Origin of the sequence: Actinomyces procaprae, from assembly GCF_004798665.1 — a bacterium.
Taxonomy (GTDB): domain Bacteria; phylum Actinomycetota; class Actinomycetes; order Actinomycetales; family Actinomycetaceae; genus Actinomyces; species Actinomyces procaprae.
Genome location: NZ_CP039292.1, coordinates 2,099,694 through 2,125,135, shown reverse-complemented (window position 1 = coordinate 2,125,135; position 25,442 = coordinate 2,099,694). Strand labels below are relative to the sequence as shown.

Sequence of the window (25,442 nt, the reverse complement as noted above, 5' to 3'; positions counted from 1 at the left end):
GGCGCCGGGCGCGTGGCGGCTCGGACGGCCGCAGGCGCTTACAGGACGGCGGCCCAGCAGTCCTCGGTGACCCCCTGCCCGACGGGCAGCTCCCGGAACGAGCCCGTGCGGGTCAGCCCGGCGCCGCGCAGGAACCCGGCCAGCGAATCGTCCCCACGCACAGCCCACACCAGCAGCACGTCGGCGCCCTGGGCGCGCGCCTGATCCGTGGCGGCGGCCAGCAGCCGGGAGCCGTGCCCGCGGCGCTGCTGGCCCGGGGCGACGCCGAGCGCAGTGATCTCCAGGCCCCGTTCGCTCGTGAGGGCCGGGTTTGCCGCCGCGTCGTCGTCGACTCGGCTCGTCTTGCCCGCGGCCCTCGTCGCATCCGCGCCGTCAGGGGAGGGCGCGACGCCGATCAGGCCCGCCACCTCGCCGCCCTCACCCACCGCCACGAACACGCGGTGCGCCGGCGACGGCGGAGCCACCACCGCCTGCTCCCAGCCGGCGGCGATCACCGGCGCCGCCACCATCGCCTCGACTCCCGCCGGCAGCGGCACCTCGTGGGCGGCCGCATGCGCGGCGCGCAGCGAGGCCAGCATGGCGGCGGCATGCACCCGCCCGATCGCGTCCAGGTCCGCGGCGGTGGCCTCACGCACGAAGCCGACGGCGGATGGGGAAGATGACGGCGGGCGGGGCGATCCGTCGGGGAGGCGCGTATCAGTCATGCCGCCGAGCCTATGCGCCCGTGCGGGCCGAAGCCGCCTTCACCCCGCATGCTCGCCCGTCGCATCCGCAAATGCCCCGCCTCCGGCTGCTCACTGCGCGACCGCCCCCGCCGCCGGAGCGGCAATACCGTTACGCTGCTCACTATGAGCACTCTCCCCAGCCGGTCCTTCGGCTCCGTCGGCGTCGCCATGGTCACCCCCTTCACCCCGGAGGGGGAGATCGACGTCGAGGCCGCCCAGAAGCTGGCCGTCTCCCTGGTCGATGACGGGGCCGACATGATCCTGCTGGCCGGCACCACGGGTGAGGCCCCCACCACCCACCTGCCGGAGAAGCAGACGCTGCTGCGCGAGGTGAAGGACGCGCTGGCGGGGCGGGCCATGCTCGTGGCCGGCGCCGGCTCCAACGACACCGCCCACGCGGTGCGCATCGGGGTGGGCTCCCAGGAGGCCGGCGCGCAGGGGCTGCTCATCAACGCCCCCTACTACAACCGCCCCAGCCAGGAGGGTGTCTACCGGCACATCATGGCGGTGGTCGAGGCCACCGACCTGCCGGTCATGGTCTACGACATCCCCGGCCGCACCGGCGTGAAGATCACCGGCGACACCCTCGCCCGCCTGGCTGAGCATGAGCGGGTGCTGGCGGTCAAGGACGCCACCGGCGACGTCGAGCAGGGCTTCGAGCGCATGGAGGCCACCGGCCTGGAGTACTACTCCGGCGACGACGGGCTGAACTTCGCCTGGCTCACCCATGGCGCCAGCGGCGTCGTCTCCGTGGTCGCCCACGCCGACGCCCACTCCTGGCGGGAGATGATCCGCGAGGTCGACGCCGGTGACCTGCCCGGCGCCCGCGCCGTGGCCCAGCGCATGCGCCCGTTGGTGCGTGCCATCATGGGTGGCGGCCAGGGCGCGGTGATGGCCAAGGAGGCGCTGGCCCTGCAGGGGCGCCTCCCCAGCGCCACCGTGCGCCTGCCCCTGGTGCGCGCCACCGCCGCCGAGGTCGCCGCCCTGCGCGACAGCCTCCAGGCCGCCGGGCTGCTCTGAGCCGGTATGTCGACTGTTTCTGTCAACGCTGATGCCCCGCGGACGGCGTAGGCGTAGATGTCGCCTTCCGATTCGGTAGGTGATGCACTGGTGTCACAACGATGGCCAGACTTTCGAACAGGGCAATCTCCTCCTCAAGGAGGAGCTGTTGTCGTCCTGGATAACGAGGGGGTGACCTGTGGTCGAAGCGGATAATGTATTTGTGAGCTGCAGCCCACGTCGCGGTGACCAACGCCACCGATCGGTGTGCCCTGCTACGTTTCCCGTCATCTGATCAATGGGGTACAGCCATGTCGTTCATGTCTCCCGTTTCCTCTGCGTCATCGGTTGAGCACACCGGGCCGCTGCCGGATGTGTTGAGGGCCGTCGGGGTGAAGTATCGATACGCGTCGTCAGGACCGTGGGTGCTTGGCGGGGTGGATCTGAGCGTACGTGCGGGTGAACGGGTGGCGGTGATGGGGCCGTCGGGCTCGGGCAAGTCGACGCTGCTGCTCTGCGCTGCGGGTTTGCTGCGGGCAGAGGCAGGTCAGGTTTCCTTGGACGGGGTGGATGTTATGGCCGCCTCGGAGAAGGAATTGACGATGTTGCGCCGAGACCGAGTGGCGTTCGTGTTCCAGGATCTGAATCTGGTGGAGTCGCTGACCGCGGCACAGAATGTAGCGCTACCAGGCTTACTCGGTGGACGTCCCCGTGATGATGCGGAAGTTGTTGAAGCCTTGGGAAGCGTGGGGTTGACCGGCCTGGAAAAGCGACTCCCGGGGCGGCTGTCGGGTGGTCAACGTCAACGAGTGGCGGTAGCACGGGCGCTGGCATCACATCCAGCGATGGTGTTCGCTGATGAACCGACCGGCGCGCTTGATATGCGCGCGGGCCGAGCAGTGTTGGACCAACTGGATCTACTGGTCGATGCTGGCGCGGGGTTGTTGGTAGTGACCCATGATCCGCGGGTGGCGGCCTGGGCCGATCGGGTTGTGTGGCTCGTGGACGGGCAAGTCAGCGGCCAGGTGATTGGCGCCGACGCCACCCAGATCGCCCAGCAACTGGCCGAGCTCCAAGAACAAGCCGAGCGCGATGGTGCAACGCTGCTCGCCGACGAGGGCCAGCCATGAGTCGAGCAGGTGTACGTGCCCGACTCCTGCGCTCGCGAGCCCGCTGGCGCATGGCCTTCGCGATGCTGCGAGAGCACAGGCTTCCCTACGTCGGTGTAGGCGCCGTTGTGTTGGCCACTTCGGTGCTGGTCGGCTCGGAGGCGTTGCTGTTTCAGGCGTCGCGCTTGTCCGTGGTCGATGTCTCCGCCATGGAGCCGGCACGAGCGATCTTCTTCTTGGGACGGGTCTACTCCGGCCATATGACCGCAATACTCCAACTCGCCGTGGGAGGGCTGGCGGGATTGGTGCTGGTGGCTCAGGCCATGAGCGTGGCCGTGCAGGGGCGCCGCCGAGAGTTGGCACTGCTTCGTCTGGCCGGAGCCACCCCGGGTCGGATTCGCCGCATGATCGCCCGGGAGGCCTTCATCCTGGGGATGGCATGCTCGACCTTGGGCGCCCTGGTCTCTGTCTTCGGACTACGCGCCCTGGCCCGCCTGCTCGCCTCACAGGACAACTGGGCCGACGGTTACGTTCCGAAGGTCACGTCGTCGGGTCTGCTGCTCACGGTGGCGGCAATGACCGTGGTGACGACCGCCGGCGCCCTGATCGGTGCGCGGAGCGCGGCGCGCACTCCTGCTGTGGAGGCAGTGCGCGAGTCGTCAGCAGCCGTGCGGAGGGTCGGGCGTGCTCGTTGGATCGTGTCCGCCGCTTGTGCCGCGCTGGTGATCTGGATTTGGGTGGTCGGGCCTGCGCACTTGCCTTGGGAGGCCGACGACGGCGTCGGCCTGTGGATTGGTGTTGCCGTGGCCGTGGGGCTGTGTGCTCTGGCACCAGCTCTAGTGGACGTAGTGATGCGGGTTTTCTGTCTACCGTTACAGTTGCTGGATCCGGGCGCGAGCTTGACCGCGTGGGCGCATACCCGGATGGCCGCTCACCGGGCCGGAGCTGTCGTCGTGCCCGTGGTTGCCGTCGTGACCCTGGCGACGATACCAATAATGGCGTCCAACCTCGGTTCCGGCCGTGACTGGCGAGAGGATTACGCCCTGTCCGGTCAGGTCGATGCCGCTCTCCACCAGGAGTCGGATCAGCTTGACCCCGATCTCGAGGTCGCCTGGGGCAGCATCTCGACGGCTCCTCAGGTCGCCAGCGCGGTGCGTGCAAGAACCAGTTCGAGCGCATGGATGGTTGCGCCAGTCGGGCAGACGCCCGCCCAGGTCATCGACCGGGCGCGTCTAGAGTCGTTTCCTCTTACGACACTGGCCACCTACCAAGTCACCGTGACCACCGCGAGCGATCCGGAGACCTTGCTCGCCGCCGCGGACCTTCACATGGTGGAAGGCGATACGGGCGATGTCCATGACACGGGCATTGCGCTGCGCGCCGGCCGCACGCGTGAAGACGGTGGCATCTATCAGGTGGGAGACTCGATCACTTTGCTCGGTGCGGATGGCCAGGATGTGGTACTCCGGGTGGCCGCACTTTTCGATTCCGGTTATCCGCTGCACACTTCCTTGGTGGCGGATGAAAGCGTGCTGCCCGCGGCTATGGGGGAGCCGACCACCGAGGACTGGTTCTTGACCGCTACCTCCGGTGAGCAGGACCAACTGCTGGAGTCTCTCGTCCGGGTTGCACCGGCGGCCGCCACGGTAACTACTGGTCAAGGATGGACCGACAGCATCGTCGCTGCGGAGAACAGGCGCGGCGCATCGAACGACGCGACTACGACAGGGGGCATTTGCCTATTGGCGGCCGGGGTCATGGTGCAACAGGTATTCGCTCTGATCCGCTCCCGCCGCTATGAGAGCCGACTGCTGCGCCGTACCGGTGCGTCTCGTGCAACCGTGCTGCGCAGTGCCCTGGTTCAGACTGCCGGTCTTCAGTTGCTCGGCCTTGCCATAGCGGCCGTCGCCATCACCGTGACTTGGGCCTGGCTGGCTCACGTTCTGGTTCCCTATTACGACGATTTGACGGTCCCGCCTGCCATACCCTGGTCATTCGTGATCGCCAGTGCCGCTGCTGCTCTCGTGGTGCCTCAGCTGACGGCCTTGGCGACTATATTGCGCTCCACGCGCCTCTCATTCGGGGCCGCTGAAAAGAGCGCAGGAAAATAGCTTCGCCAATCACTCGTACGAAAACTCGCTGTCCGGCGTCGGTGCAACTCAGGCCGCGGCGCCGACCCGGCCGAGGATCTGCTCGCGCACCACGCGGCGCAGGATCTTGCCGATCTGGGAGCGCGGCATCTCCTCGATGATCTCCAGGTGACGCGGCAGCGCGTAGTGGGGGAGCACCCGCTCGGCGTGGGCACGCACCGTCTCCAGGGTGACCGCCCCGGCCGGCGTGCCCGGCTCCAGCACGACGGCCGCGCACACCAGTTCCCCATTTGCCCCGCCCGGCAGCCCGACGACGGCGACGTCCGCCACGCCGTCCAGGCTCAGGATGGCCGCCTCCACCTGGGAGGGGTAGACGTTGAAGCCGCCGGTGAGGATCAGCTCGCGCCGCCGGTCGGCCATCCACAGGAAGGAGTCCTCCCGGCGCACCATGTCCCCGGTGCGCAGCCAGCCGCCGGGCAGCATGGCGGCCGCCGTCGCCTCCGGGTCGTCCCAGTAGCCGGCGAAGACCTGCGGCCCGCGCACCAGCAGCTCGCCAGGCTCCCCGTCGGGCACCTCCCGCTCGGGGTCCGGGGCGTCGGGGTCAACGACCCGCACGTCGGTGGAGGCGAAGGGCAGCCCCAGCGCCCCCAGGCGGCGGCTGGGTCCCATGGGCGTGCCCGAGACGATCGGGCTGGTCTCCGTCATCCCGTAGCCCTCCACGAAGTAGCCGCCGGTGGCGGCCTCCCACTCCGCCCCCACGGCCGGCGGCATCGGGGCCGCCCCGCACACGCCGTAGCGCAGCGTCTTCAGGGACACGCCCTTCTTCTGGGCGCCCCGCAGGATCCGTTCGAACATCACCGGCACCCCCACGAAGAACGTGAAGGGGCGGCGCTGGTGGGCCGCCAGCACCTGGCTGACCGAGAACTTCGGCAGCATCACCTGCGTGGCCGCCTTCTGTACCGCGCAGAACACGTTGAAGGTCAGCCCGAAGGCGTGGAAGAAGGGCAGCAGCGCCAGGAAGGTCTCCCCGCCCTCATGCAGCATCGGCACCCAGGCGATCGCCTGGTTGGCGTTGGCGCGCAGGTTCTTGTGCGTGAGCATCGCGGCCTTGGGCATGCCGGTGGTGCCGCCCGTGTGCAGCAGCACGGCGACGTCGTCCCCGCCCGGCTGGGGCCAGGAGGCCTCCAGCCGGTGCGCGCGGGCCACCTCCCGGTCCCAGGAGCGCACGCCCGCCGGCAGCGAATCGGCGCGCATGGAGGCGCGAGTCTGGCGCGCCCTGGCCACGGGCAGGTGCAGGGCGGCGCGCAGCCGGGCGGGCATGGCGGCGGCCAGGTTCACGCTGAACACCGTGCGCCCGCCCAGCGGGTCGGCCTCCGGATCCGTGCCGCCGGCCGCCGTCGAAGCCGGATCCAGCACCAGTTCGACGCCCTTCTCCCAGGCGATCACCACCCGCGCACCGTGGTGGGCCAGCTGGGCGCGGATCTCCTGCGCGGGGGCGAGCGGGTTGTGCTCCGCCACGATCGCCCCCAGTCGCAGCGCCCCGTAGATCGCCACCACGTGCTGCGGACAGTTGGGCATGAGCAGGGCCACCCGATCACCGGCCTTGACGCCCGCGCGGCGCAGCAGGCTCGCGGCGCGCTCGGAGGCCTCCAGCAGGTCACGGTAGGTAAGGGTCGCCCCCATGAAGTCCAGTGCCACCCGGTCGCCGTAGAACTCGGCGGCGGTGTCCAGCAACTCGCCCAGGGGCCCCTCCGGCACGTCGATGACGGCGGGGATATTCGGCTGGTAGTGCGGGCGGCGGTAATGCTCGGCGTCCGCGGTCGCACTCATCGGGTCCCCTCCTCGGATACGTCACCGGCCGGGTCTGCCTCGGGGCGACCGACCTCTCCCAGGCGCCCCACCAGGGCCGTGGCGGCGGACTGCGACGCGGATGCGGCCGCATTCGCCGCGCCTGCGGCCGCATCCCGTGCGGCCAGTAGTTCCTCGCGCACTACGCGGCGCAGCACCTTGCCGATCTGGGATCGGGGCATGTCCGTCAGGATCGCCACCTGGCGGGGCAGCGCGTAGTGGGACAGGGTCTTCTCCGCCCAGGCGCGCACCTGCTCCAGTGTGACCGTCTGCCCGTCCTTGGGCAGGATCGCCGCCACCACGGACTCGTTGCCGGCCTCCGCCGGCAGCCCGACGACGGCGACCTCCTCCACCTGCGGCATGGTGCGTACGGCCGCCTCCACCTCGCTGGGGTAGATGTTGAAGCCGCCGGAGATGATCAGCTCCTTGCGGCGGTCGGCCATCACGTAGAAGCCGTCCTCCTCCTGGCGCACCAGGTCGCCGGTGCGCAGCCAGCCCCCGTCCAGCATGACGGCGGCCGTCTCCTCCGGGTTCTCCCAATAGCCGGCGAACACCTGCGGCCCGCGTACCACCAGCTCTCCGACCTGGCCCGGCTCCACCTCCACCTCGGGGTGGTCGGGGTCGACCACGCGCACGTCGGTGGAGGGGTAGGGCACGCCCAGCGCACCGGGACGCCGCTCGGGGGAGATCGGGTTGCCCAGGATGATGGGTGCCGTCTCCGTCATGCCGTAGCCCTCGATGATGACCCCGCCGGTGGCCTCCTCCCAGGCGTCCGCCACCGCCTTGGGAGTCGGCGCCGCCCCGCAGACGGCGATCTTGCAGCTGGACAGGTCCGCCCCGGTGTCCCGTGCCCGCGTGACGATCCGGTCGAACATGACCGGCACACCCGGGAAGAAGGTCGCCGGGTGACGCTTCCAGGCGGCCAGCACCATGTCGGCCCCGAACTTGGGCAGCACCACCTGGGTTGCTGCCAGGCCGACGGCGCACAGCAGTGACAGGCTCAGGCCGAAGGCGTGGAAGAAGGGCAGCACGGCGTAGAAGGTCTCCTGCCCGGCCTCGCAGGTCTGGGAGGCCCACGCCAGGCTCATCTCCGCGTTGGCGCGCGCATTGGCGTGAGTCAGCTGGACCGCCTTGGGGGTGCCGGTGGTACCTCCGGTGTACAGCAGCACGGCGACGTCGTTCACACCCGGGAGCGGGTGCCCCGCGGGCAGTGGCGCGGTGGCGGCGACCAGGGCGTCCCAGGAGCCCACCCCGGCGGGGACCCTGCCCCGCAGCTCGTTGCGCTGGGAGCGCGCGGCCGCCACCGGGAGCTTCAGCGCCAGGCGGCTGGTCCATGGCAGTCCGCGGGAGAGGTCCACCGCGAGCACCCGGGCACCCGCCATGCCGGCGGCGTCCAGCGAGCCGACGGCCTGCACGATCCGCGCCAGCGACTTCTCCCAGGCGATGATCACCCGGCCGTGGTGCATCTGAATCTGGTCGCGGATCTGGGCGGCGGGCGCCAGCGGGTTGTGCTCGGCGACTATCGCCCCGAGCCTCCAGGCGGCGTAGGCGATCACGACGTGCTGGGGACAGTTGGGCAGTATCACCCCGACGACGTCGCCGCGGCCCACGCCCAGGCGGCGCAGCGCCTCCGCGGCCCGTGCCACCTGCTCACTCAGCTGCCGGTATGTGGTCGCCTGCCCCATGAAGTCCAGGGCGATGCGGTCCGGGAAGCGGCGGGCTGCGTCGTCGAGCATGCGGGAGAGCGGCTCGGTGACCGGTGCGATCACGCTGGGGATGCCGGGGGCGTAATGGGGGCGCTGGAAATCGGTTGAGTCGATCCGGGTTCGCGCCTGGCGACCGGTGTCAGCGGCCTGTTCGAAGCTGCTCATCTCTCCCTTTCCCGTACTCCCGCCGGTACTGGCGGGATGAGGCTACCTACGTAACCGTAACCTACGGTCGCGTAGGTGTGTGGGTGTGCGGGAATACCGTGACTTGTGGTGTGACGCTCATTGCTCCCGTGCTCCGGGCGCTGCCCGTCACCGACCCGCTCACGGGTACCGGTCTACCGGGCGCGCCTGTACGGATCCAGCCAGCCGACTACATGCCGGCGGGTAGCGGCAGCCGGGAGACCACGCGCAGGCGGCGGGTCGGACGCGTCATGGCCACGTACAGGTCGCCGGGACTGGTCTGCCCGATCGCGGCGGGGTCCACCAGCACCACCACGTCGAACTCCAATCCCTTTGACAGGCGCGGATCCATCACCGCCAGGCGACTGCGCAGAATGTCACCGCCCGGCGCCTCCATGGCGGCGGCCAGGTCCGGATCCTCGGCCAGGGCCGCGGCCGCCCGTCGTGCATCGGGAGCGATCACGGCGATCCGGCCGGCATTGGTGCCGACCGCGGCATCCAGCGCCGCGGACTCCTCCGCCACGGCGTCACGCAGGGCCTGCGCCCAGGCCGCGGCTGCGTTCGCCGAGTCGGCTGCCGCGGGGGAGTGGGACAGGTCGTCGACGGTCAGGCAGTCGGGCAGGTCCCGCACCGAAGTCACCGGGTAGGTGACCGGTGCCCCGAGGCCTGCGGACACCCGCTCGGCGGCCCGCATGATCGTCGCGGGCGTTCGGTAGCAGACGGTCAGCGCCTCCTCGCGCAGCGGCGTCGACGCGGGCTGCACACGTGCCGCTCGGCCCCTGCGGCGCTGCTCGCGGGGGCGAGTACCCAGTGCGGCGAGCACATGCTGCCATGAGCGCGGCCGGCTCGGCCCCGAGTACTGGGCCAGATCACCGACGATGGTGAACGACCGCACCGGGCAGCGGCGTGCCAGCGCCCGCCATGCCATCGCGCCCAGCTCCTGCGCCTCATCGACGACGACGTGCCCGTAGGTCCAGCTGCGGTCCGCCCGGGCGCGCTCCGCCAGTGTCAGTGAGGGGCCGGACTCGTCCACCCGGTCTGCGAGCATCTCGGCGGTGACCATGCCATTGCCCAGCTCCTGCGCCTCGATCGCCTGCGCCGCATAGGCGACCAGGGACTCGCGCCGCCGAGCCTCCAGGCGGGCGCGGCGCGCCTCGGCGTCCTCGCTCGGGCCCAGGAGTTCCGCCAACTCGTCGATCAGCGGTATGTCCGCCGGCGTCAACTCGCTGCCCGCCGGGCGCTCCAGCAGGCGCCGCTCCTGAGGCCGCAGCTCGGGAGCCAGCCGGGCGAGCAGCTCCGGGCGTGCCCACATCCGCTCCAGCAGGCCGGCCGGCGTGGTCGGCATCCAGCACAGATTGATCTCCCGGCGGGCGTCCCGGGCGGTACGGATGTCCTCACGGATCCAGGCGCGGGTGTCGGCATCCGTGGCATCCTGGTGCGTGGCCGCGGCGAACTGGTCGGTGAGGCGCTCCAGCAGCCACAGCACGAACGTCTCGCGGGCAAGGTTGTGGGGCTTGCCGCTGCGCCGCGCCCGGGATGCGGCCTCTCGCACGTCCGCGGGCAGCAGCTGCAGGCGCGTGCCCTGCACCATGAGGTCCCGGGGCCGGTCCGGCACCCGTTGCAAATCGCGGACCGCCCGCCTGGCGATGTCCACCCAGATGTGGCGGGACTTGATCTCGGCGACGGCGGCGGGCTCGCTGCCGCGGGCGTGCACGCCGGGCACCAGGTCCGCGAGCGTGGTGGAGACCACGCCGGTCTCCCCGAGGGAGGGCAGCACCTGCTCGACGTAGCGCAGGAAGGTACGCGACGGGCCCACCAGTAGCACGCCGGACCGCTCCAGCCGCTCCCGCTCGGCGTAGAAGAGGTATGCGACCCGGTGCAGGGCCACCGCCGTCTTCCCGGTGCCGGGACCGCCCTGCACCACGAGAACCCCCTTGCCGTCACCGGTCACCACCCGGTCCTGCTCGGCCTGGATGGTGGCGACGATGTCGCCCATGCGCCCGTCACGGGCGGCTGACATCGCTGCGATCAGCGCGCCCTCGCCCTGCAGCCCGTCAACGCTCATGCCGGCGTCGCCGGTGCTTCCCGCCGATGCCGCGGAACCCGCCGCCTGCACGTCGATCAGCTCGTCCTCGAGCCCAACCACGCGGCGGGCCCGCGTATCAATGTGCCGACGGCGCACCAGCCCCATCGGGTCGGATGCGGTCGCCTGGTAGAAGGCGCGTGACAGGGGGGCCCGCCAATCCAGGACCACCTCCCGGTGGCGGGAGTCATGCAGCCCGATCCTCCCGACGTAGTGTCGCCGCCCCGCCGCGGTCGGATCGGCGGGGCCGTCCGCCGGGGCGGAACTCCCGGAGTCGGCATCGCCGTCGCCGGCGGGCTGCGCCATGTCCATGCGGCCGAAGACCAACCGGTCCTCAACCCCCTCCAGTGAGGACACCAGCTCCGAGTAGTGGGCCGCGTAGGCGTCCCGCTCCCCGCGTGACTGATGCGTGCCGGATGCGCCACGGGCCTGGGTGGCTGCCAGCGAGCGGCGGGCACGGGCCAGCTGCCGGTCAAGCTCGGAGTAGGCCACGTCGACTATCGCCTGCTCCGCGGCGATCTCCCTATCGCGAGCGGAGGGGCGGGGCGGCTGCCCGGCCGGGACGGCCGGACCGGGCTGCGGGGACTGGACGGACTCGGGAGACTGGTGCTGGCTCACATGACCTCGCTTGGAGAGCATCCTTCGGTGGCGGCTACTTGGTGAGGGTGGTCGGAAGCATTCATATGAGGGTCGTGTACGGTGGCATGAGATGAGTGTTGAGATGGTTTCCGGGAGGCGCGGGTCCTCCATGCGAAAGGCGACCCGCGCCCGCGGGGTCGTCCATTATCTCCCCGTCGGTTGCTACAGTCGCACCGCTTCCGGCTCGTTCGCGGGGAGGGAAGATGCGCCGGTGAGCCGCGGATCTCGTATCCGGCCGGGAACACGCGTCCCGGCCCCGGTGTTGCAACAGCCGACGCCGACGCACGGCCCACCCGCGTGGCCCCCGGCCGCCCCGGCGACGCCGTCATTATGAACACGAGCGCCAAGAGCGCGAGAGGAGGAGCGATGCGACCGCTATACACCGTGGAGCACCCTGCGGGGGAGCCCGTCTCGCCGCGTGTGCTCCTGCACCACTTCGAGGGGGCCATGGACGCCGGCCACGCCGGCTCCCTCGCCGTCGAACAGCTCATCATGACCCTGCCCCACACTCGCCTGGCCACCTTCGATATCGACTCCCTGATCGACTACCGCGCGCGTAGGCCGGTAATGACCTTCGACCGCAACACCTACAGCGAGGTCTCGATGCCCGAGCTGGTCCTGGACCTGCTGCAGGACGATGAGGGTGAGGACCTGCTGCTCCTGCACGGCGCGGAGCCCGACTACCGCTGGCAGGAGTTCACCGACGCCGTCACCCACCTGACGGTATCCATGGGAGTGAGCCAGGCCGTCGGCATCAGCGGCATTCCCATGGCGATCCCACACACCCGGCCCACCTACGTGCACGTGCACGGCTCGCAGCCGGACAAGCTGAGCTCGCAGACGGAGGTGTTCGGCCGCGTCGAGCTGCCAGGATCCATGGGCGCCTTCATGGAGCTGCGGCTGGGTGAGGTCGGTATCGACTCCCGTGGGCTGTCGGCCTCCATTCCGCACTACATCGCCCGTGACGACTTCCCGCAGGGCGCCGCGGCGCTGCTGCGCTCCGTGGCGGAGAACACCGGGCTGGCGCTGCCGCTCGGGGACCTGGAGGCGGCCGCGAACATCAACCGGGCGGAGATTGACGCCGAGGCGGCGCAGCAGCCCGAGGTCAGCGCCGTCGTCTCGGCCCTGGAGGCACAGTACGACGCCATGCTGCAGCAGAGCGAGGACCTGAGCTTCGAGGGCGCCCCGACGCTCGACCTGCCGAGCGCAGATGAGATCGGCGCCCGCCTGGAGGCATTCCTGGAGGCGAACGAGAACACCTCCGGCGACGGCCTGCAGAAGTAGCCCGAGCCCAGGGACGTCCCCGGTCACGGTCCACGCGAGAACCGTCCTGAGCGCTCACCTGTCAGCCGCTCCGGGAAGGCTGCGGCAGTGCCGGGTCCTCGGCCCGCCAGGTCCGCACGGGCAGCGGCAGGCGCCGGACGGCACGCTCCATCCCGGCAAGCTCCTCCTCGGTCCAAGGCTGTGCGCGAGCCACCAGCACCAGGTTCCCGGGGCGCCGACCGCGGATCACGGCCGGATCCGCCACCACTAACGCCGCGCCGAAGAGCTCGCGCAGATGCGCCAGCTCCGCCGCCACCGCATCGCGCGGGGGCGCCACGGAATTGGCCAGGTAGATCCCTCCCGGGGCGAGTGCTCGCCGACACTCCGCCAGAAAGTCTCGGCCGGTGCAAGCGGGCGGAACCAGGCCGCGGGCGAAGACGTCGCGGACCACCACGTCCCACTCGCCGGTCCGCAGGGTCCTCACCACCTGCGCGGCGTCTCCCACACGTATACGCAGCTGCGGCGACCGTGGCAGGTCGAACCACTCACGCACCTTCTGAGCCAGAATCGCGTCGATCTCCACCGCCAGCTGCCGCGATCCCGGCCGAGATGCGGCCCAGGCGCGCGCCAGGGCGCAGCCGGCGCCACCCAGGTGCACCGCCCGAACCGGTGCGCTCCGCCCCCTCAGGCAGGACAGGACCGCATCCATCTGCTGGAGGTACTCGAAGTCCAGATGCGTGGGGTCGCGCAAGTCGATCCAGGACGACTCGGTTTCATCAAGTAGTAGAAGCACCCCGGTGTCACGCATTTGCAGCCGGGCAGTCGCGAAGGAGGTCTTGACCGCCTCGGTAGGCAGCGCGCCGGGGGACTGAACCCGCTCGGAGCCACCGCGTCGAGTACGCATGCGGGAGGATGCTTGACCGCGTGTCACAGGGGCACGTTATCGTGGCGGCGTCTAACGCCGTCGCACCGCGCCTGGACTGGCTCGGGGCCGGCGCACGGGGAGGGAGCGGGCATGAGCAGGGCACCGAGAGCGGCGGCCGCACGTCGCTCCTGGGGCGAGGACGACTCCGCCACCCCCATACTGCATGTGGACATGGACGCCTTCTTCGCCTCGGTCGAGCTGCTCGAGCACCCCGAGCTGGTGGGACGGCCCGTCATCGTCGGTGGCCGGGACGGGCGCGGCGTCGTCTCCGCGGCCTCCTACGAGGCGCGCGCCTTCGGCGTGTCCTCGGCCATGTCCATGAGCGAGGCGCGGCGCCGCTGCCCGCAGGCCGTGGTGCTGCCGGTGCGGCATGGCCTGTACACGGCCGTTTCCCGCCGCGTCATGAGCATCCTTGGCGAGGTCACTCCAGAGCTGGAGCGGGTCAGCGTCGATGAGGCCTTCCTCAATGTGTCGGGTGCCCGACGTCGCATGGGCTCACCGGTGGCCATCGGGCACTGGATCAGGCGGGAGGTGCATGCTCGCGTGGGCGTGCCGGCATCGGTGGGGATCGCGGCCACCAAGTTCGTGGCCAAGCTCGCCTCCGCCCACGCCAAGCCCGATGGCCTGCTGCTAGTGCCCGCCGCCGCGACCCAGGACTTCCTCAACGTGCTGCCGGTCGGTGCCATGTGGGGCGTGGGTGAGAAGAGCGCGCAGGCGCTGGCGCGCTGGGGCATCACCGATGTGCGGGCGCTGGCGGCCACCGACGTGCGTCGGCTGGAGCGCATCCTCGGTCCTGCGGCGGCTCGTCACCTGCACGACCTCGCCCACGGCGTCGACCCGCGCCCAGTCACGCCGCAGCACGAGGAGAAGTCCGTGGGCACCGAGTCCACCTTCTTCGACAACATCACCGACCGTGATCACGCCCGCCGGGTGCTGCTCGACCAGGTCCACCAGTGCGCCGCCCGCCTGCGCGCCGGCGGCCTGCGTGGGCGGGTGGTCGTCCTGAAGGCCCGGGGCGCCGACTTCACCACCGTCACCCGCTCCCGGACCATGGCGGCGCCAACCGACCTGGCTCGGGACCTGTTCGCCGTGGTTGAGGCGCTCTTCGGCGCACTGCCCACTCCGGGCGGCGGCTTCCGCCTGCTCGGGGTACGGGTGGAGGGGCTGTCCCGCGGCGACGAGGGTGTGCAGCTGCTGCTCGATGATGATCCGCGTCGCGGCGCTCCGGAGCGGGCGGCCGACGCCGTGCGGCGGCGCTGGGGAAGCGCCGCTCTGGCCCCGGCGACTCTGCTGTCCCGGCCTGTACCGGGGGAGTCGGCCGACGACGCCGACCGCTCCTGAGCCTGTCCCGGTCCGGGCGGCGGGTGCCGACGACGCCGCGCCCTAGGCCTCAGGGTGCACCGCGCTGTCCCCGGTGGCATGTGCGGCGCAGGCCGGGGCGAGAACGGAGGGAAGATCCGTGCGGCGCGCCTTGTTCTGTCTCATGTAGGGACGCTCCGGTTTTCTTCCTGTGACGACAACCGCCTATTCTTGACGGTGCTCGGGCGGCTTGACCGAGACGTCCCGCCCGGCAGTCCACGAGAGCCCATAAGCGGAAGGGAGGCGTGCCATGCCATTGTCGGAACGCGAGCAGCAGGTGCTGCGAGACCTTGAGGAGCAGCTCAGCGACGATGACCCGTCGTTGGCCGAGACCATGCAGCATGCCGAAAAGACGCTGCGACGGCCGTCGCCACGCCGTATCGGTGGCGGAGTCGCACTCGTGCTGGTCGGGCTGAGCGTGGTCATCGCCGGTGTGGCCGTCGGCAACGGTATCGCCTCCATCCTCCTGGGTGTGCTCGGCTTCGCGCTCGCGGTATGGGGCGTGACCCTGATGCTCACGCGCGGCGGCGCAGAGAGTATTGCGGAGCGCACTGATGCCCCGCGCGGGTCCGGCCGCGCGTCCTTCATGGAGCGGCAGTCGCAGCGCTGGGACCGGCGTCGCGAGGACCGGAACTGAGCAGCTCACCGACTCCACCCGCCCCGCCCCTCCATCGCCGCTCCTCTATCGCCGCCCCTCCATCGCCGCCCACCCCTCTGGTAGTGGCGGGCCCCTCCACTTTCCTCCACAGGCTCCTCTCCGGGTCATAGGCGCGAACGTGGTGCTTCAGGCCGGTGCGTCGTGGAGGCAGGTGCGGCGTGCCTTGGCAGTTTGGACCGTCTGGTGGCGCCTGCCAGGCGGACCAAACTGACGCAGGCAGTCCAGACTCGGAATGACTCGCCGCCCGGAGGGCATGCCGACGCCGAGGCGGCTCGGCACTTAGGGTGCGTCCTGCGCCGCTGTACGACCGAACCTCTTCACCGGGATCAGCTGGAGCGGGCAGAGCCCGACCCGCGGCGGCCGTGCTCCCACTGCCCCCACAACTACCCGCGGATCTCAAGCACCAGCCCGGATCAACCTCCCAGTCCGCAATCACCCGGACTCTCCCGTACTACAGCAACCAAAACCCTGATCTTACGCACCGCGCTGGCCCCGATAACTCTCCTCGCCGCGGCCGCGCACTCACCCGCGGTGCGGCCCAAAGCGCCCAGGATCGGCACAAACGGTTCCACCGGCGCTGACGACTGCGGGCAAGACGTCTGAGCATGCGCTTTCCATATCTGCCTTAGCTCGCGTTGTGTGAGTCGTTTGTGGTGGTGGGGCGGTGCTGGCGATGTAGGTGCCTCCGGGCGGGCTGGCCCGTGTGCTCGGTGAGGATCGTTGTGCGCAGCCAGGGCCCACGGCGTTTCCGCGGTGTCGAGTCCCGGTTGTCGCCCGCCGAAGGGGACGAGGGGGTCTTGCGCCGCCCTGGTTGGACCGCTCACGCCCCCGTTGGACCGCTTACTTCCCGTTGGACCGCTCGCGTCCCGTTGGACCGCTGTAAACGGCGGCTACGGCGGTCCATCGGGGGGACAGGGGTCCAACGGGGGGACAGGGGTCCAACCGGCAGGCTTTACGGCCACGCACACAGACAACCCGGCCCCGCACCGCCACCCAAGCGCTCACGCAACCGGACCCAGGGGTTGCAGACGGCCCTTGCGCCGAACTCGGACGCGCCGTCCCCGGGGACGCCTGCGCGCACGCCCCACACCCGCCGGGATCCGGCGTTCTTTGGGGTCGGTATTGGGCGCGGTTGCACGCACGCCCCACACCCGCCGGGATCCGGCCGACCGGAAACCGCCCCACCGCACCCGTAAACCGGTAGAGCCGCTTACGGCCACTGGTGCGCCCGCCTCGGTGCTCGGTCGTGCATCCGCGGGCGCCGGCCCCGCACCGCCACGCCCGCACCGCCGCGGGACGCCTTTTCCCTCCACCTTCCTCCACCTCGTCACGAGCGCGTAGTTCCGCGGAAAAGTCGAGTTCGTCGTGCATGTCGACGCGATCGTGACCGCGGTTTGCGGCCGCATTGTGGAAGAAAGGGGAGGGAAGTGGAGTAATGTGGTGTGCGTCGGATCGTCGAGGGGAGAGGAGTGAGGTCCGTTGTTCCTGGGCACCCACGCTCCCCGACTCGACGAGAAGGGACGGCTCATCCTCCCGGCGAAGTTCCGTGACGAACTCGCCGGTGGGGTGATCCTCACCCGCGGCCAGGAGCACTGCATCTACGCCTTCACCTCCGCGGAGTTCGAGCGCATGTACGCCCAGCTCCGCGAGGCCCCGCTGGCGCAGAAGCAGGCGCGCGACTACGTCCGCGTCATGCTCTCCGGCGCCGACTCCCAGATCCCCGACAAGCAGGGGCGCATCACCATTCCCGCGCCGCTGCGCGCTTACGCCGGACTCGGCCGCGACCTGGCGGTCATTGGTGCGGGAGCGCGCGTGGAGATCTGGGACGCAGGTGCCTGGGAGACCTACCTGGCGGCTCAGGAACAGGTGTTCGCCGACACCGCCGAGGAGATCATCCCCGGGTTCTTCTGATCCGGCAGCACAACCGCATATCTCCCCTCAGGCACCCGGGACGGCACCCGCCGCCCTGTTGCCGGGGCCACCGGCAATGGTCCTCGCTCCGTGAGGTCTCCGCCCGCCGCAGCGTCCGACGCCTCTTCCCCGGCGCCGGAACCGCGGGAGGAGTCCTGGCGGAACGAGCCGGCCGTAGGCCCCCACGGATCAACATCGCCAACATGCGCGCCGCCCCCTCAGGACGGGGATACGGCCGAAACGCTCCAGCCCGGAAGGAGGACACCCGTGAGCACCACGCCGCCGGCACGGCCGGCACCCGCCGGTGAGGCCGCCGACCGCCACATCCCCGTCCTCCTCGAGCGCTGCCTGGATCTACTCGCCCCCGCGTTCGACGTGGCCGAGCCGGTCATGATCGACTGCACGCTCGGAATGGGAGGGCACGCGGAGGGCGCCCTGGAGCGCTTCCCCGAGCTCACACTTGTGGGAATAGACCGTGATCCGCAGGCGATCGCCCTCGCCACCGCCAGGCTCGCCCGCTTCGGCGACCGGTTCCGTGCCGTGCAGGCCACCTATGACGCCGTCGACGCCGTTGCCCGCGAGGCCTCCCGGCGGCCCGACCGCGCCGTCGATGCCATCCTCATGGACCTGGGTGTCTCCTCCCTGCAGCTCGACGACGCCGACCGCGGCTTCTCATACGCCCACCCCGCACCGTTGGACATGCGTATGGACCAGTCCGCCGGCACCACCGCTCAGGAACTGCTCGACACCGCCGATGAGCAGGAGCTGACCCGCATACTGCGCAACTACGGCGAAGAGCGCTTCGCCCCGCGCATCGCCGCAGCCGTAGTACGCCGCCGGAACACGGGGCGCCCCGTGACCAACACCGTGGAACTGACCGAGCTGGTGCGCCAGAGCATTCCCGCGGCTGCCCGACGTCGGGGCGGCAATCCCGCCAAGCGCACCTTCCAGGCACTGCGAATCGCCGTCAACGGCGAGCTCGACCTGCTTGAGCGCGCCGTGCCGCGGGCGCTCAACGCCCTGCGCGTGGGCGGCCGCCTGGTGGTCGAGTCCTACCAGAGCCTGGAGGACCGCATCGTCAAACAGGTCCTGTCCGTCGGCGCCTCGCCGGGCGCCCCCAACGACCTCCCGGTGATTCCGGAGGAGCTGCAGCCCTACCTGGAGCTGGTGACCCACGGCGCCGAGAAGGCGGACGCGACGGAGGTCGCCGCGAATCCGCGCAGCGCCTCGGTGCGTCTGCGGGCCGCCACCCGCACTCGCCCCGCCGATCGGGCACCGGCGCCGATGCGCCGCCACGCAGCAGCCACAGCCGCAAAGACACGAGGAAGGAACCGTCGATGACCACCGCAGCCAAGGTCCGCCGGAGCGCAACGGCGAATCCGTCCTGGCACTCGCTCACCGACGGCGCCGCCGCGCGGGCGCCCCGCAGGGCGGTGCCCCAGGCGCGCCCCGCCTCCGAGGCCGCCGGCAGGCCCGAACTGCGGGTGGTACGGGGCATCGTCCCCTCGCCGCGCACGCTGCCGTTCCTGGCGCTGGTCATCGGTATCCTCGCCTGCGCCCTGGTGTCCACCATGCTGCTCAACGCACGGATGGCGGACACGGCCTACAAGATGAAGGCGGCACAGGTCGAGCTCAATGTGCTCAACGACCACATTGAGACCGTCCGCGCCGACGTGCAGGAGGCGTCCTCGGCAGACAGCCTGGCGGCTCGCGCGGCCGAGCTGGGCATGGTCCCCGCCGCGGCGCCGGGTGTCGTCGACCTGTCCGACTCCACCCTGGCGGGCGGCGCCGCAGCCGCCGAGGCGGACGACACCAAGTGAATCCGGTCAATCCGAGCAGACGGCGCGTCCTGCAGCTGATGGGGCTGACAGGATTCACCATGCTGGCCGGTACGACCGCCTGGCGGCAGGTGATCGAGGGCCCGAAACTGGCCGCCAAGGCCCAGGCCGAGCGAACCGTGGCCTGGGTCAACCGCGCCCCTCGGGGCGACATCCTCGGACGTGACGGTACGGTGCTGGCCTCCTCCGCAGTGTCCTACGACATCGGCGTGAACCAGGTCAAGATCGCCCAGTACGAGCGCATCGCGGACAGCGCCGACTCCGCGTCCGGGCGGGCCGACAACGAGGTGATCGGCCATGGCGCCGCGGCCGCCGCCGAGCAGCTGGCGGAGATCCTGGGCGTGGATGCCCAGGAGCTGGGCGCCAAGATGGTCGGGAGCTCCACCTACGAGGTCATCGCCGAGGCCGTCCCCCCGGACACCTGGCGGCGCATCAACGCCCTGGCGATACCCGGCGTCGAACCGGACCAGCGTACGCGGCGCATCTACCCGGCCGGCTCGGTCGCGGGCAATGTGCTGGGATACACCCACGAGGGCGAGGTGCGCGAGCTCATCGGCTCCGCCGGGCTGGAACTGACCCAGAACGAGGCGCTTACCGGTACTGACGGACGCGGCAGCGTGGAGATAGGCAAGTCCGGCGCCATCATCCCCACCGGCAGGCAGGAGGAGGTGCCGGCCACGGCCGGCACGACTGTGCGTACCACGATCAACCCCGATCTGCAGGTGATCGCCCAGGAGGCCGTCGACGAGGTCGTCAAGGCCCAGGGCGCCGACTGGGGCTGCGTGGTGGTCATGGAGCCGGCCACGGGCAAGCTGCTGGTGCTGGCCGACTCCGGGGCGGTAGACCCGTCCGACCCCGGGGCCACCCCCGAGGACTCGCGCAACGCCCGCAGCGTTCAGGCCATCTTCGAGCCCGGCAGCGTCGGCAAGGTGATCACCTTCGCAGCCGCCCTCGAGGAGGGCACCATGGATCCGGAGGACACGTGGACGGTTCCCTACACCTGGACCGCCGCCAACGGGCAGACCTTCCGCGACTCCCACTACCACGACACCCAGACCCTGACCTCCGCCGGGGTCCTGGCCGAGTCCTCGAACGTCGGTACCGTCCAGATCGGCGAGCAGCTCGACGACGAGGTCCGCTACAACTACCTCAGGCGGTTCGGCTACGGGGAGACCACCGGCATCGAGATGCCCGCCGAGTCCGCCGGCATGGTCAGTGCCGTGGCCGACTGGGACGACCGTACCAGGTACACCACCATGTTCGGGCAGGGCATTGCGGGTACCGCCCTCCAGGCCGTCCAGGTGCTGGCCACCGTCGCGAACAAGGGCGTGCGCATTGCTCCGCGGGTGGTGGACGCATGGATCGACGGCGAGGGCAACGAGACGCCGCAGGAGACTCCCGCCGGGCAGCGGGTGATCAGTGAGGCCACCGCCCAGACGCTCACGGAGATGCTCATCGGCGTCACCCAGGAAGGGGGCACGGCTGAGGCGGCCTCGATCGACGGCTACCTCGTGGCGGGGAAGACCGGGACCACGGAGATCCTCACCGAGGACGGCACGGTAGCCTCCTTCGTCGGCTTCACCCCGGCCCGCGACCCCGCCATCGCCGTCGCCGTCATCGTCTACCGGCCGGACGGCACCTACGGCGGTACCGTGTCAGCACCGGTCTTCCGCAAGGTGGCCCTGGCCGCCATGCACACCCTGGGCATCGCCCCGGATCCCAGTATCATCGCGGCCCAGGCTGCGGCAGAGGCCGACGCCGCCGTCGAGGCGGCGCAGGCCGAAAGCGCGGATGAGGGAGTATGAGTACCCTCGTCCTGGCATATGCTGCCTCGCGTTCGGCGGTCGTAACCGTCCTGTCACGATAGATTGGGGAGCCATGAGCAACCATGCCTACGAGTCGGCCGCCCGGCTGCGTCCGCATAAGTGTGCGCCCACGCCCTTGAGCGATCTCGCGCGAGCCTTCTCGCTGACCCCTGCCCGGCGCGAGGACGGCGGGACCGACTCGGTGGATGCGCTCGAGATCAGCGGTGTCAGCGTCGACTCCGGTGACGTCGCCGCCGGCGAGCTGTTCACCGCGCTGCCGGGTTTCAAGACTCACGGCGCGGCCTACGCCGCCGAGGCCGTCGCGGCGGGTGCCGTGGCCGTTCTGACCGATCCTGCGGGCGCAGACATGGTTCATGACCGCTGCCCGGGCACGCCGGTGCTGACCCACCCCGATCCGCGCGCGGTGGTCGGCCCACTGGCGGCCGCCGTGTACCACCACCCGGCCGAGCACGTACTGACCACCGCCGTCACCGGCACCAACGGCAAGACCACCACCTCGTACTTCCTTGATGCGATCATGACCGCTCACCGGGGCGCCTGCATGATTGCGGGAACCGTTGAGCTGCGCGTGGGCGGGCTGTCCGTCGAGTCCCCCCGTACCACTGTTGAGGCCCCCGTGCTGCAACGCATGCTCGCCCTGGCAGCGGAACAGGGTGTGGGCGCCGCCAGCCTGGAGGCCTCCAGCCACGCCATCGTGCTGCACCGCCTGGACGGCCTGGTGACGGACGTCGCCGGATTCACCAACCTGCAGCGTGACCACCTCGACTTCCACAAGACCATGCAGGAGTACCTGGACGCGAAGGCGCAGCTGTTCACGCCCGAGCACACCCGCCGCGCCGTCGTCTGCGTCGACGACCAGTGGGGAGCGCAACTGGCCGAGCGCATCGCCGCGGCCGGGCTGATCCCGGTGGACCGGGTGCGCGCCTACGCGGCCACCGCGGTCCCCGACCCCGACGGCACCGACTGGTGGGTGAGTGACGCCGCCGTGTCCATGACGGACTCGGCCACCACCTTCACCCTGCACGGGCCCGATGGTGAGAGCATCCTCGCCGCCTGCCCGCTGCCCGGACTCGTCAACGTACAGAACGCCGCGCTCGCCCTGGTCATGGCCATTCGTGCCGGCGTGCCGGCGCAGACCGCAGTGGCGGCCCTGGCCACCGCTCACAACATCCCCGGACGTATGCAGCGGATCAGCCAGCGCGACGGCGTACGCGGCACCTGCATCGTCGACTTCGCCCACACCCCCGACGCCATGGAGCTGACCCTCAAGGCCGTGCGCCAGATCACTCCCGGGCGCCTCATCGTCGTCTTCGGATCCGATGGCGATCGTGACCGTGGCAAACGTCCCATGCTGGGTAAGGTCTGCGCCCGCCTGGCAGACGTGCTCGTGGTCACCGATGAGAACCCCCGCAGCGAGGACCCCCAGTCAATCCGGGACGCGATCCTGGCCGGTGTGCGCGCCGTGCGCCCGGACCTGAACGACGTCGAGGAGATCACCACCTGGCGGGGTGACGCGGTGCGTCGTGGCGTGGAGCTGTGCGGCCCGCAGGACACGGTCATCGTCACCGGCAAGGGGCACGAGCCCTTCCTGGAGATCGCCGACGAGTTCATCCGTTACAACGACGCCCCCGTCATGCGCGAGGCCGTCATCGCCAAGTGGGGGGAGCCCGCATGATTGAGCGCTCTCTGGCCCAGATCGCGGCCTTCACCGGGGGCGAGCTGCTGCCCGCCGACGCCGCTCCCGCGCCGGGGGCGCAGACCGCCTCCGCAGTGGTGACGGACTCCCGCCGGGTGGGCCCCGGGGCCCTGTTCGTCGCCCTGGCGGGCGAACGCACCGACGGGCACGCCCACGTCGGCACGGCCGCGGCAGCCGGTGCGGCCGCCGCACTGGTCAGTGACGCGTCCACTGCTCGCGCCTCACTGAGTGCCGCGGGAGCCGCGCTGCCGCTGATCGTGGTGCCGGACACCGTGGCCGCGCTGGGGGCACTCGCCCGGGAGCACCTGGCCGACCTGCGCCGACGGGCGGAGGAAGGCGGTGGGAGCCTCACCGTCGTCGCCGTAACCGGCTCGGTGGGTAAGACCACCACTAAGGACCTGACGCGGCAGCTGCTGGCCTCTCAGGCCTCCACCGTCGCGCCGATCGCCTCCTTCAACAACGAGATCGGCCTGCCCCTGACCGTCCTGGAGACCAGCGGCGACACCCGCTACCTGGTGCTGGAGATGGGTGCCTCCGGACCCGGCCACATCGACTACCTGACGGAGATCGCGCCGCTGGACGCCGCCGCCGTGCTCATGGTCGGCCATGCGCACATGGAGGGCTTCGGATCGGTGGACGGGGTGGCCCGCGCCAAGAGCGAGATCGTCCGCGGCCTCCTGCCCACCGGCACGGCCGTGCTCAACCTCGACGACCCCCGCACCGCCGCCATGGCGGAACTGGCGCCGCAGGTACTGACCTTCTCCGCCGTGGGCGCACCGGATGCGGCCATCCGGGTCGGCGCCGTGGAGCTCGACGCCTCCGCCCACGCCGTCTTCGACCTGTTCCTGCCCGGGCTGGACGAGCCCCGGCGACTGCGGCTGGCGGTGCCGGGTGCGCACAACGTCGCCAATGCGCTCGCCGCCGCAGGCCTGGCGCTCGCCGCCGGCGTCGCTCCCGAGCACGTCGCCGACCAGCTCTCCGCCGCCCGCCTGGAGAGCCCTCACCGCATGGATGTCACCACCCTTCTGGGGCGGGACCTGCTGCTGATAGACGACTCCTACAACGCCAATATCGACTCCATGACCGCGGCCCTCGCAGCCCTGAAGTCGCTTGCGGGCGAGCGGCGCAGGGTCGCCATCATCTCCGAGATGCTGGAACTGGGCGAATCCTCCGTCGCGGACCACACCCGCACCGGTGAGCTCGCCGCCGAGTGCGGCGTCGGTCTGCTGCTGACCGTCGGTGCCGGCGCGGCGCCCGCCGCGGCCGCCGCCCGCGCCGCTGGAGTGAGCACGCTTGAACTGGAGGACGCCGACGCGGCCCTGGCGGTCCTGGACTCGCCGGACGGCCCACTTCACGACGGCGACGCCGTCCTGGTCAAGGGATCCAACGGGTCGGGCGCCTGGCGCCTGGCCGACCACCTCCGCGACAGCCTCAAGGAGAAGCACGCCCAATGACAGCAATCCTCGTGTCAGCGGCGGTAGCCCTGCTGGTGGCGCTACTAGGCACGCCTCTGCTCATCCGCTTCCTGCAGAAGCGGGAGTACGGGCAGTTCATCCGCCAGGACGGTCCGCAGGGACACTTCACCAAACGCGGCACCCCCACCATGGGGGGACTGGTCATCATCATCGCGACCGTGCTCGGCTACGCGGTGGCGAACCTGATCGAGTTGCGCTCCCCGCACGCCAGCGGTGTGCTACTGCTGTTCCTCATAGTCGGCCTGGGACTGATCGGCTTCATGGACGACTTCGAGAAGATCTCCAAACAGCGGTCGCTGGGACTGAGCCCGTGGCAGAAGATCCTCGGGCAGGCATTCATCGGCATCACCTTCTCGGTGGCCGCGCTGAACTTCGCCAACCGCAACGGCCTGACCCCGGCGTCCACACGGATCTCCTTCGCCCGTGACTCAGGCCTGGACCTCGCCTTCGCGGGCGCGATCGTCGGAATCGTCCTGTTCACCATCTGGTCCAACTTCCTGATCACCGCCTGGTCCAATGCGGTCAACCTGACCGACGGCCTCGATGGCCTGGCGGCAGGCTGCTCCGCAATGGTGTTCGCCGCATACACCCTCATCGGCGTGTGGCAGACCAACCAGTCCTGCACCTACGGCCATGCCGACGTCGTCGCCACCCTGTGCTACCAGACCCGGGACCCGCGGGACATGGCCATGATCGCCGCCGCGCTCATGGGCGCCTGCTTCGGCTTCCTGTGGTGGAACGCCTCCCCGGCGAAGATCTTCATGGGGGACACCGGCTCCCTGGCGCTGGGCGGCGCCCTGGCGGGCCTGTCGATCCTGACCCGCACCGAGTTCCTGGCGGTGCTCATCGGCGGGCTGTTCGTCGCCGAGGTCATGAGCGACATCATCCAGGTGGTGTCCTTCAAGTCCACCGGCAAACGCGTGTTCCGGATGGCCCCGCTGCATCACCACTTCGAGCTGGGCGGGTGGACCGAGGTGAACGTGGTCATCCGCTTCTGGATCATCACCGGGGTGTGCGTGGTGCTCGGCCTGGGCCTGTTCTACGCCGAGTACCTGGTCTCCTGAACGGTGATGCGGACCCGCGCACGCCACCGCGCGTCGGCGCACCAC

Annotated in this window: 18 protein-coding genes; 13 read left to right on the top strand and 5 right to left on the bottom strand. The window is 70.5% G+C overall.

Annotation, left to right across the window (positions count from 1 at the left end; genetic code table 11):
- Positions 1-38: 38 nt before the first annotated feature.
- Positions 39-704 (bottom strand): GNAT family N-acetyltransferase, encoded by a 666-nt coding sequence (locus tag E4J16_RS08555; RefSeq protein WP_136192248.1) that lies wholly within the window; start codon positions 702-704, stop codon positions 39-41.
- A 144-nt stretch (positions 705-848) separates the two neighbouring features.
- Between E4J16_RS08555 and dapA the strand changes: the two genes are divergently transcribed.
- The 3 genes from dapA to E4J16_RS08540 all read left to right on the top strand — a co-directional run bounded on the left by dapA (position 849) and on the right by E4J16_RS08540 (position 4,944).
- The gene (gene dapA, locus E4J16_RS08550) at positions 849-1,745 is read left to right on the top strand and encodes a 4-hydroxy-tetrahydrodipicolinate synthase (protein WP_136192247.1); all 897 of its coding nucleotides are present in this window, start codon (positions 849-851) and stop codon (positions 1,743-1,745) included.
- 290 nt (positions 1,746-2,035) lie between these two features.
- Entirely contained in the window at positions 2,036-2,854 is an 819-nt protein-coding gene (locus E4J16_RS08545; protein ID WP_204519773.1) for an ABC transporter ATP-binding protein, read from the top strand.
- Positions 2,855-2,904: 50 nt separating this feature from the next.
- Entirely contained in the window at positions 2,905-4,944 is a 2,040-nt protein-coding gene (locus E4J16_RS08540; protein WP_168708066.1) for an FtsX-like permease family protein, read from the top strand.
- A gap of 48 nt (positions 4,945-4,992) precedes the next feature.
- Here E4J16_RS08540 and E4J16_RS08535 read toward each other — a convergent pair whose 3' ends face one another.
- From E4J16_RS08535 to E4J16_RS08525, 3 genes are all read right to left on the bottom strand, one after another.
- Positions 4,993-6,753: an AMP-binding protein gene (locus E4J16_RS08535; protein ID WP_136192245.1), complete on the bottom strand. Its 1,761-nt coding sequence runs from the start codon at positions 6,751-6,753 to the stop codon at positions 4,993-4,995.
- Complete coding sequence (locus E4J16_RS08530) at positions 6,750-8,642, bottom strand: AMP-binding protein (RefSeq protein ID WP_136192244.1); 1,893 nt, start codon at positions 8,640-8,642, stop codon at positions 6,750-6,752. Before E4J16_RS08530 ends, E4J16_RS08535 begins: the two co-directional genes overlap by 4 nt.
- 208 nt (positions 8,643-8,850) lie before the next feature.
- Entirely contained in the window at positions 8,851-11,382 is a 2,532-nt protein-coding gene (locus E4J16_RS08525) for a HelD family protein (RefSeq protein WP_136192243.1), read from the bottom strand.
- A gap of 366 nt (positions 11,383-11,748) precedes the next feature.
- On the opposite strand from E4J16_RS08525, the gene E4J16_RS08520 reads away from it, so the two are divergent.
- Positions 11,749-12,666 carry a PAC2 family protein gene (locus tag E4J16_RS08520; RefSeq protein ID WP_136192242.1) on the top strand — a complete coding sequence of 306 codons (918 nt, stop codon included), beginning with the start codon at positions 11,749-11,751 and terminating at the stop codon, positions 12,664-12,666.
- A gap of 61 nt (positions 12,667-12,727) precedes the next feature.
- Here the strand turns inward: E4J16_RS08520 and E4J16_RS08515 are convergent, their stop codons facing one another.
- On the bottom strand, positions 12,728-13,549 hold the full coding sequence (locus E4J16_RS08515) for a spermidine synthase (RefSeq protein ID WP_168708065.1): 822 nt from the start codon (positions 13,547-13,549) through the stop codon (positions 12,728-12,730).
- Positions 13,550-13,660: 111 nt separating this feature from the next.
- On the opposite strand from E4J16_RS08515, the gene dinB reads away from it, so the two are divergent.
- From dinB to mraY, 9 genes are all read left to right on the top strand, one after another.
- Positions 13,661-14,911, top strand: a complete 1,251-nt coding sequence (gene dinB, locus E4J16_RS08510; protein ID WP_136192241.1) for a DNA polymerase IV — start codon at positions 13,661-13,663, stop codon at positions 14,909-14,911.
- 268 nt (positions 14,912-15,179) lie between these two features.
- A complete protein-coding gene (locus tag E4J16_RS08505) occupies positions 15,180-15,566 on the top strand; it encodes a DUF3040 domain-containing protein (RefSeq protein ID WP_136313760.1) in 387 nt (128 codons plus the stop codon).
- Positions 15,567-17,066: 1,500 nt separating this feature from the next.
- Positions 17,067-17,498, top strand: coding sequence for a division/cell wall cluster transcriptional repressor MraZ (gene mraZ, locus E4J16_RS08500; protein WP_092531775.1), 432 nt, complete (start codon positions 17,067-17,069; stop codon positions 17,496-17,498).
- 267 nt (positions 17,499-17,765) lie between these two features.
- On the top strand, positions 17,766-18,839 hold the full coding sequence (gene rsmH / locus E4J16_RS08495) for a 16S rRNA (cytosine(1402)-N(4))-methyltransferase RsmH (RefSeq protein ID WP_136313759.1): 1,074 nt from the start codon (positions 17,766-17,768) through the stop codon (positions 18,837-18,839).
- The gene (gene ftsL / locus E4J16_RS15745; RefSeq protein ID WP_240038083.1) at positions 18,836-19,318 is read left to right on the top strand and encodes a cell division protein FtsL; all 483 of its coding nucleotides are present in this window, start codon (positions 18,836-18,838) and stop codon (positions 19,316-19,318) included. Before rsmH ends, ftsL begins: the two co-directional genes overlap by 4 nt.
- A 38-nt stretch (positions 19,319-19,356) precedes the next feature.
- Positions 19,357-21,141: a peptidoglycan D,D-transpeptidase FtsI family protein gene (locus E4J16_RS08485; protein WP_136314635.1), complete on the top strand. Its 1,785-nt coding sequence runs from the start codon at positions 19,357-19,359 to the stop codon at positions 21,139-21,141.
- 73 nt (positions 21,142-21,214) lie between these two features.
- Positions 21,215-22,837 (top strand): UDP-N-acetylmuramoyl-L-alanyl-D-glutamate--2,6-diaminopimelate ligase, encoded by a 1,623-nt coding sequence (locus E4J16_RS08480; protein WP_136313758.1) that lies wholly within the window; start codon positions 21,215-21,217, stop codon positions 22,835-22,837.
- Positions 22,834-24,312, top strand: coding sequence for a UDP-N-acetylmuramoyl-tripeptide--D-alanyl-D-alanine ligase (locus E4J16_RS08475; protein ID WP_204519772.1), 1,479 nt, complete (start codon positions 22,834-22,836; stop codon positions 24,310-24,312). The genes E4J16_RS08480 and E4J16_RS08475 overlap by 4 nt, the downstream gene beginning before the upstream one ends.
- Positions 24,309-25,397 carry a phospho-N-acetylmuramoyl-pentapeptide-transferase gene (gene mraY / locus E4J16_RS08470; RefSeq protein WP_136192236.1) on the top strand — a complete coding sequence of 363 codons (1,089 nt, stop codon included), beginning with the start codon at positions 24,309-24,311 and terminating at the stop codon, positions 25,395-25,397. The genes E4J16_RS08475 and mraY overlap by 4 nt, the downstream gene beginning before the upstream one ends.
- Positions 25,398-25,442 lie beyond the last annotated feature (45 nt).

Coding starts and splice junctions, on each gene's coding strand:
- E4J16_RS08555 (WP_136192248.1), bottom strand. CDS start 704: ATGACTGATACGCGCCTCCCCGACGGATCGCCCCGCCCGCCGTCATCT.
- dapA (WP_136192247.1), top strand. CDS start 849: ATGAGCACTCTCCCCAGCCGGTCCTTCGGCTCCGTCGGCGTCGCCATG.
- E4J16_RS08545 (WP_204519773.1), top strand. CDS start 2,036: ATGTCGTTCATGTCTCCCGTTTCCTCTGCGTCATCGGTTGAGCACACC.
- E4J16_RS08540 (WP_168708066.1), top strand. CDS start 2,905: ATGGCCTTCGCGATGCTGCGAGAGCACAGGCTTCCCTACGTCGGTGTA.
- E4J16_RS08535 (WP_136192245.1), bottom strand. CDS start 6,753: ATGAGTGCGACCGCGGACGCCGAGCATTACCGCCGCCCGCACTACCAG.
- E4J16_RS08530 (WP_136192244.1), bottom strand. CDS start 8,642: ATGAGCAGCTTCGAACAGGCCGCTGACACCGGTCGCCAGGCGCGAACC.
- E4J16_RS08525 (WP_136192243.1), bottom strand. CDS start 11,382: ATGCTCTCCAAGCGAGGTCATGTGAGCCAGCACCAGTCTCCCGAGTCC.
- E4J16_RS08520 (WP_136192242.1), top strand. CDS start 11,749: ATGCGACCGCTATACACCGTGGAGCACCCTGCGGGGGAGCCCGTCTCG.
- E4J16_RS08515 (WP_168708065.1), bottom strand. CDS start 13,549: ATGCGTACTCGACGCGGTGGCTCCGAGCGGGTTCAGTCCCCCGGCGCG.
- dinB (WP_136192241.1), top strand. CDS start 13,661: ATGAGCAGGGCACCGAGAGCGGCGGCCGCACGTCGCTCCTGGGGCGAG.
- E4J16_RS08505 (WP_136313760.1), top strand. CDS start 15,180: ATGCCATTGTCGGAACGCGAGCAGCAGGTGCTGCGAGACCTTGAGGAG.
- ftsL (WP_240038083.1), top strand. CDS start 18,836: ATGACCACCGCAGCCAAGGTCCGCCGGAGCGCAACGGCGAATCCGTCC.
- E4J16_RS08485 (WP_136314635.1), top strand. CDS start 19,357: ATGGGGCTGACAGGATTCACCATGCTGGCCGGTACGACCGCCTGGCGG.
- E4J16_RS08480 (WP_136313758.1), top strand. CDS start 21,215: ATGAGCAACCATGCCTACGAGTCGGCCGCCCGGCTGCGTCCGCATAAG.
- E4J16_RS08475 (WP_204519772.1), top strand. CDS start 22,834: ATGATTGAGCGCTCTCTGGCCCAGATCGCGGCCTTCACCGGGGGCGAG.
- mraY (WP_136192236.1), top strand. CDS start 24,309: ATGACAGCAATCCTCGTGTCAGCGGCGGTAGCCCTGCTGGTGGCGCTA.